The organism is Salinivirga sp. (assembly GCF_035268865.1).
In the GTDB taxonomy this organism is placed as follows: domain Bacteria; phylum Bacteroidota; class Bacteroidia; order Bacteroidales; family Salinivirgaceae; genus Salinivirga.
In genome coordinates this window covers 1-8,217 of record NZ_DATFKB010000006.1, presented here as the reverse complement: position 1 = coordinate 8,217, position 8,217 = coordinate 1, and the positions used below count along the sequence as shown (strand labels likewise).

Annotated in this window: 4 protein-coding genes; 1 reads left to right on the top strand and 3 read right to left on the bottom strand. The window is 38.3% G+C overall.

The window, feature by feature from the left end; all coding sequences use genetic code 11:
* Window positions 1–172 precede the first annotated feature (172 nt).
* The 3 genes from VJ937_RS00285 to VJ937_RS00275 all read right to left on the bottom strand — a co-directional run bounded on the left by VJ937_RS00285 (window position 173) and on the right by VJ937_RS00275 (window position 4,131).
* Window positions 173–1,501 carry a UDP-N-acetylmuramoyl-tripeptide--D-alanyl-D-alanine ligase gene (locus VJ937_RS00285; protein ID WP_324064920.1) on the bottom strand — a complete coding sequence of 443 codons (1,329 nt, stop codon included), beginning with the start codon at window positions 1,499–1,501 and terminating at the stop codon, window positions 173–175.
* 134 nt (window positions 1,502–1,635) lie between these two features.
* Window positions 1,636–3,114: an SUMF1/EgtB/PvdO family nonheme iron enzyme gene (locus VJ937_RS00280; protein ID WP_324064919.1), complete on the bottom strand. Its 1,479-nt coding sequence runs from the start codon at window positions 3,112–3,114 to the stop codon at window positions 1,636–1,638.
* A 63-nt stretch (window positions 3,115–3,177) separates the two neighbouring features.
* Entirely contained in the window at window positions 3,178–4,131 is a 954-nt protein-coding gene (locus tag VJ937_RS00275) for a PorP/SprF family type IX secretion system membrane protein (protein WP_324064918.1), read from the bottom strand.
* Between the two features lie 306 nt (window positions 4,132–4,437).
* Here VJ937_RS00275 and porU point away from each other — a divergent pair.
* Window positions 4,438–8,217, top strand: a 3,780-nt coding sequence (gene porU / locus VJ937_RS00270; RefSeq protein WP_324064917.1) for a type IX secretion system sortase PorU, incomplete at its 3' end; no start/stop codon positions are given.

Below are 8,217 nucleotides of genomic sequence, written 5' to 3'. Positions count from 1 at the left end.
AACTAATGGGAACTGGTACCGGTGGAGCACACGAAATTGTAATGATGTTTAATTTCAATACTAACATCAAAACCAAACGCAAACCAATGCCCTGCCCGCATTGTCACTATGAATAAAAGTTAATTCAATAAAAAACCCTGCCGGTGGCAGGGTGAAGAATATAATGTGAAAATTAAAGTTCCGGGATAAGACGTTCCAATTGCATGCCACGTGATCCTTTTAGAAGGATAGTTTTATTCTTGAGTTTCTTCTTTTTTAATTCTGCAGCCAACTCATTAACATCCTTAAACCAATTTTTTGTTGATTCATTTTTCAAACTACAAAACTCCTCTCCAACATAATACACATCTTCAAAAGTATTTAAATCTGAAATGAAATGTATTAAAACATCATGCTCTCGACTACTGACTTTGCCAAGTTCAAGCATATCTCCAAGCACTAATATTTTAGAATTTGCGTCAAACTTTACAAAGTCCTCTATTACCAGTTTCATAGAAGTTGGATTGGCATTATAACTGTCCACTACAAGCACGTTGTTATTTGTTTTCATATATTGTGAACGATAATTATCCGGTTTATATGACTCCAGTGCTTTCTTGATTTTCTTATCATCAACATCAAAAAAATTACCAATACAAGCTGCTGCAAGTCCATTTTCAAAGTTATAACTACCAACCAGATTAAGCTCAACATACCTTTTATTATCAGACCAGTCTAACTCAGTTTCATCGTAAACCATTTCACCGGTTGATATCCATCTGAAACTAACAAATGGGGAATCTGAAATCAATTGTCCCTGGCAATGTGTAAACTTACTTATACCATAATGAATGGTTTTTCGAGGTGGGTTCATATCTTCAAGGTACTCATTGTCATAATTTACAAAAGCAGTACCATTGTTAACATAAAGGTAATCATATAGTTCACCTTTAGTTTCCATTACTTTTTCAAAGGAACCAAACCCCTCCAGATGAGCTTTTCCAACATTTGTTATGATACCATGTGTGGGCTGGGCAATTTCGCATAATTCTCTAATATCTCCTGGCTTATTGGCACCCATCTCAATAACGGCAATTTCATATTCTGGGGTTAATTCAAGGAGTGAAAGTGGTACTCCAATATGGTTATTAAAGTTGCCTTTAGTACTATAAACTTTATATCCCTGAGATAATACTCGCGCAATAAGTTCTTTTGTAGTTGTTTTACCATTAGTGCCAGTAATAGCAATAATGGGAATTGAAAATTCCTGACGATGGGCCCTTGCAAGCTCCTGAAGTGCCTCTAATACATCATTAACCAATATATAACGATCCGATGTTGCAACATCGGGATCATCGACAACAGCAAAGGCACATTTTTTTAGGGCATCTGCTGCAAACTTATTTCCATCAAAGCGCTCCCCTTTCAGGGCAAAAAAGATACTATTGGATTCGGCTTTACGGCTATCTATGCAAATTTTCGGATTTTGCTGAAATATTTTGTACAACTCCAATATGTTCATGTAGTAAAGTTAAAAATATTTGCTTAAATGTACATATTTTGCGACAAAAACAGGCACATAACTCCATCAAACACCACAAAGTAAAAAAAAAGACCGCAAATAATGCGGTCTTTATATAATTGTATGCGTTTCAATTAATATGCAGCTGGTTCCCCAAGTCTTGTCATCGCGCAACGGAAACCTAAATCATCCCTTGCATCATCTTCCTGAAGATAGCGACGCGTACCCGGACTTAACCAATATATACGATCTCTCCAACCACCACCTTTATATACGCGAGTGTGGTCGTTAATAAGTGAAGCTGCATTGGGATCCTGAAGATCTTTTCCGGTATAATACATACGCTGTGAACCTTCGCCTCGAGCAGCATCCTCTTCATTATAGTAAATACTTGAAGCTAAATCACCGTCCATATAGTTAATATTGTCAGCCTGGCGATAATTTCTTCTTCCATAAGCCTCCTCGTCGGTCACCGGACGATATTGTATACGTCCAAGACTATCTTTTCTGGCAATTTTACCTTCTGCATCACGTACCTGAGTTTTAAAAACATTACCACGGAATGGACGGAATTCATTAAAATCAACGAAGTTCATTGGACGGTATACATCCAAAACCCACTCGTTAACATTACCAGCCATGTTGTAAAGACCAAAGTCATTTGGCCAATATGAATATACATTGTGTGTAATATCTGCACGGTCGTTAAGGTCTCCGGCAACACCCATCATATCACCAGCACCACGAACAGCATTAGCACGCATTTCACCTTGCTCACTACGATCTTCTTTGCGAAGACGGTCGCCTCCCCATGGATAAATACGGCGTTCGTATACTCTTTCGCCTGTTGTTTCACCAATCAAAGCCAGCGCAGCATACTCCCATTCAGCCTCGGTTGGTAAGCGATACTTAGGTAAAAAGATACCATCTTCCATGCGTACCTTACGAGTATCTTTGTTCGGGTCTAAATCCGGAAGTGGCTCATCTACAGCACCTTCATATTGCCCAGCCAAATAGGCTTCTGTATTAAAGTTTGCTTCGTCCTGCTGATTAGGGTCCTGCAATAGAACACCATAATCAATCAATATTTTTTCGTTCACGCGATCGGTTCTCCACTCACAGAAATCACTAGCCTGCAACCAGTTTACACCGACAACGGGGTATGATTGGTATGCAGGGTGACGGAAGTAGTATTCAACGTAAGGTTCGTTATATGCAAGTGGTCTACGCCATACAAGCGTATCAGGCAGTGCATTTTTATGTACATCAGGGTAGCTAACAAAAACCCGATTGAGCCAATATAGAAACTCACGGTATGCCGTATTGGTCACCTCTGTTTCGTCCATATAGAACGAGGATACGGTTACCTGCCTTGGGAAATTGTCCCATTCATGCATTACATCCTGATCGGTGCGACCCATGATGTAAGTACCTCCTTCTATCAATACAAGACCAGGACCTGTTTCCTGTTCATAATAATCTCCATAATACTGGAAACCTCCATTGTCGGGATTGTTATACTCCCACCCTGTAACACTGGATGTTTCCTTACTGCACGATGCTAGTGCAAATAAAGCTGCAATTAATAATAAATTGAACGCACGAATTTTCATAGTTTTCCGATTTAGGTTCATGTTACAAATATATATAAAATGAACTGATTTCGTAATATTTTATTAAAAACTTAAACAATTCTTCTGATTTAATTTATCATGCTTCTTTTTAAAGGTTGATAAATAATAAATTACTGCTATTTCATGGCCGCCTGAAACGATGCCAGCACCATTAAGCGGGAAGTCATAACTATATGAAAACTCTAAATTGTTACGCTTTATTGTGGCCATTAATATTAAAAAACTCGTTTTTAACGGAAAATGGTTCCTAAGCCACATACCCGCTCCTACTTTTTCATAAACTGCGTATACGCCAGATGTCAGATGATTGTTACCATTTTGCTGCTCAAAAATAAACTGGGGCGCAAAAAAACCATATCGGGCACCGGGTAAACGGTATGGTATACGCGCTGCATAGTGTGCAATGTACTTGCGATAAACAGGTGAATTTACCCGCATTGCTTTTGCCTGAGTTTCTGTGATATGTCTTACCGCAAAACCTGCATAATGATGTTTATAGTTGACTCCGGCGCCGGCAGCCAGGTCATAAATTAATGTTGACGGCGGTGTTAATCCCGAATTTGATGTGCCATTCGTAACATCAGAGGGAAGTCTGATATCAGACTTGTTCCAGGTTCGATAAATACCACCGGCTTCCATACCCATGGTAATAAAGAGATCAGGCGTTATACTAACTTTTCGGGAAAACTGAAAGCCAAAGGTTCCGACTCTTTTTAGTCCATCTTCATGCCATTGAATCATACCCCCCAAACCAGAGTTAGTTTCAATAAAAGGAATATCAAATGCGATGGCGTAAAAAGTTTGATCCAACGGACCGATTGATGTATTTCGATAATTTATATATGCGCGTCCACACTTTTGAAGTGCTGTTAATGCCGGATTTAAATAAATCGGGTTTTTATAGAACTGCGAAAAAAGCACATCCTGCGCGCTTGATTTAAAACCAAACAACAAAATAAAAACAAGGCACAAACCATTTAATGACTTTTTTCCCACAACAATTCTTTTGTTAAAAGTAATGCTAACCCAATTTGAATACGTTCAGTAGCAATATTTTATTATTTCAGGCGTTTTCTTTTTCAGGTAAAAATACAAAATCAACTTTAATATTAATACTTTGTTCAAATGTTCACTCAATATAATACCATAACCCAAATCTAATACATATCTTAAGCATTGAAAATTTGAAACCAGCAATTTAATATATTTTAAAGGCAAAACTATTTTAGATTATATAGAAATGAAGTTATTTTCGGAGCCCGAAATAATATAAGGGCCTTAACAGAAAAATAAGTTGAAAAAATGAAAAATAAAATCAAACATATCTTATTCAGAAGTAATTCAATTCTAAGTTTACTTATTTTTTTCTTCATTGCACTGCCTACCATACTAAATGGTCAGGAAAAACAGGTATTTGATATTAATATTAAATGGGTCGATGACCCGCAGCTAAACCGTGCCTATTTTGAAAACTGTTATTATTTTGACAGTCTGCGGCATTTGCCTCACTATTTCAGGATTATTGATATGCCCAAACAAACATCAAATATTGAAATTGGCATTTCAAATATTTCATTAACCTCCCCTCCAAAACATACCCAGTTTTCAACAAAAAAAATACCCGGTAAAATTGACTATAGTTACAAAATAGTTACGACCAAAAAACAAAAGAAACTTTATTTGTGGGTAAATGCAGGTGTAAACAAAAACGGACAATTTAATTTATTGCAAAAAGCCCGAGTCACGGTTTCATTCCAAAAATCAAAGCTTCAGGCTGCTTTACCACAAAAGAAACAGTATCCTAATAATTCTGTACTGAATACAGGAGAATGGCGAAAAATTAAAGTACGGGAAAATGGGATTTACAAAATTACTTATAATCAACTATCTGACTGGGGCTTTAGCAACCTTGCCGACGTAAGAGTTTACGGATTTGGCGGAAAACAACTCTCATTCAGGGTAGATTCGGAAGACCCGTATTATTTACCTCAGGTTCCCATTTGGATGGAAAAAGGTAGTGATGGTGTTTTTAATAGTGGAGATTACATTCTGTTTTACGGCAATGGTATTTTAAACCGCGGTATTGATACAGCGACAAATGAGCTATCTATAAAAGAACATGATTACACCCTCGACGGACACTATTTTATTACTACATCGCTGGGGCCTGCATCCACTATAAATACCCAAAACTACAATAATGAGAACCATACGCTTAGCAGAAATACATTTACCGACGTACAATATTTTAATCACCGGACAACAAATCTAAATTATACAGGACGCATCTTTTTTGGCGAACCAATGCAACCTGGAGAAGATGAATCGTTTAACTTTAATTTTCCGAATATTGTTGAAAGCACTCCTATCAGAGTTAAAACCCATGTTGGAGCTATCTGCTCAGGGGTAACCTCATATTTCAGGATGTACCTCAATGGAAATATGTTTCACCAAACCAGTGTAGCACAAAGCGGAAGCTACGATAAGGGGCGCTCTTCAATTTCAGAAGCGACAGTAAATGCAACCTCAGATGAATTTTCGATAGCCCTGGAGTATGCCTCCTCTAATGTTACTGCAAATGGTTATGTGGGTGATATTGAAGTTATTGCAGAACGTTCGTTGATTTATGAAGGAAACCCGATGATAATGCAAAACTTTCAGGATATTGGTAAACCAGATATTGTACGATATCAGCTGAGCAACCTGCCTGAAGATGGTATTGTATGGAATATCAGCAATACAGGAGCGCCGGTAAATGTGAATCTGAATAGAAATGGGTCCACGACAAGTTTCAAATACCCTGCCGACGATCAAAACATGTTTGTAGCATTTGAACATGAAAATGCGCTCACTCCAACAGACGCCGGCGCAGTTGAAAATCAAAACCTACATGGCGAAGGATTTTATGATCTATTCATTTTGGTTCACCCCGATTTCAAGGATCAGGCTGAAGAGCTTGCACAATTTCATAGAGACCGAGAAAACCTCACAGTAAGAATAGTTGAGCCTCAAAAAATTTATAACGAATTTTCAAGCGGAAATCAGGATGCATCGGCAATCAGAAACTACCTTAAAATGTATTACGACAGGGCTTCAAATGATGCTCAAATGCCCAAACACCTTTTACTTTTTGGAGACGGTTCTTATGACAATATTTCAGAAAGCAACAATACCAATTACATACCAACATTTCAGACCGATTGGGTGTATAGCTATCGCTCTGTAGCATGTGACGACTTTTTTGTAATGCTCGACAGTGGCGAAGGAGGTGATGAAGGAAGTTTAGATCTCAATGGCACGTTAGACATGGGTGTTGGTCGCTTTCCGGTAAGCACAGTAAATCAGGCACAAATAATGGTAGACAAAACCATTGATTATGTTGCAAACCCGAACCTTGGCCCATGGAAAAACGATCTTGTTTTTGTGGGCGACGACGCAGATGGTATTGATTATTACCTGCAACAAGATGCCTATGAATTGGCTACAATTGTAAGAAACAAATACAAATGGATGAATCCAAAAATGATCCTGATGGATGCCTACCCACAGGAATCAACGCCCGCCGGTGAAAGATATCCGGAGGTAACCAAAGCCATTAACGGAAACATACACCGGGGAGTACTCATATTCAACTATACGGGGCACGGTAGCGAAACCCGTCTGGCCCATGAAGGTATTTTAAACAAAAACACAGTAAAAAACTGGACTAATGATAAGCTACCTTTTTTTGTAACAGGGTCTTGCGAAGTAAGCCGGTATGATAATAAAAACCGACAATCACTTGGTGAAGCCATACTACTCAAAGAAAATGCTGGAGCCATTACTTTATTTTCTACTACCCGGGTTGTTTACGGTAATGCCAATCAAACATTAAGCGAGAACCTCTACAATACCATTTTTGAGCCAAATGAAGACGGTCAGTACAAAACGCTGGGAGAAGTAATTGCCATTACTAAAAATTTAACTTCCGGAAATAACCTGCGTAACTTCACGCTTTTCGGCGACCCAGCCGTAAGATTAGATGTACCGCCTAAAAGAATTATTACAGACTCCATAAACGGAATTGAAGCTTTCAATGAGCCCGATACAGCTATCGCTGATACACTTAAAGCTTTGAAAAAAATAAGAATACACGGCCATATTGCAGATTCTACAGGTAATTCAAAAATGAACTTTAACGGAACGGTTTACCCTGTAATTTACGATAAACTAAAGAAAAAACAGACCCTCAATAATGATAATAGCCCATCTGGCAGTTTCAATTACTACGAATATTCAAATGTTATATACAAAGGAAAGGCATCTGTTCAAAATGGTGAGTTCAGTTTCGATTTTATTGTACCCATCGACATCAACTATGAGTTCGGACAGGGCAAGATATCCTATTATGCCGAAAACACACAAACAGATGCCTATGGCCACTTTGACAACTTTATAGTCGGTGGATCAGATTCTTTAATTGTTGATGATAGTCAGGGACCGCAAATAGATGTTTACCTGAACGATACCACATTTGTTAGTGGTGGTACAACCGATGAGTCACCACTATTAATTGCGCATTTGCGCGATGAATACGGAGTAAATACCACAGGGAATGTAATTGGCCACGATTTAACAGCCACCCTGAATGAAGACATCAACAACAGAATAAACCTCAACGATTTTTACGAAAACGATCTCAACAGCTATCAATCGGGTAAAGTAGAATACCAACTGATTGATCTTGATGAAGGACTCAATACCATTGAGGTTAAAGCCTGGGATATACTCAATAACTCATCGAAATCGTATGTGGAATTTTATGTAGCCAACTCGGCTGATGTGGTTTTAGAGCACGTATTGAACTATCCGAACCCTTTTACAACCAAAACAAGTTTTCTCTTCGAGCATAACCAGGCCAATGAAATGATCGATGTGCGCATTCAAATATTTACCATTTCAGGAAAACTCATTAAAACACTGGAAACTTCTGTTTCGGGCACACAATATATGAATAACCCTATCGTTTGGGATGGAAGAGATGATTTTGGCGACCGTATCGGACGTGGCGTATACATCTACAAAGTACGGTTATCAACAGCA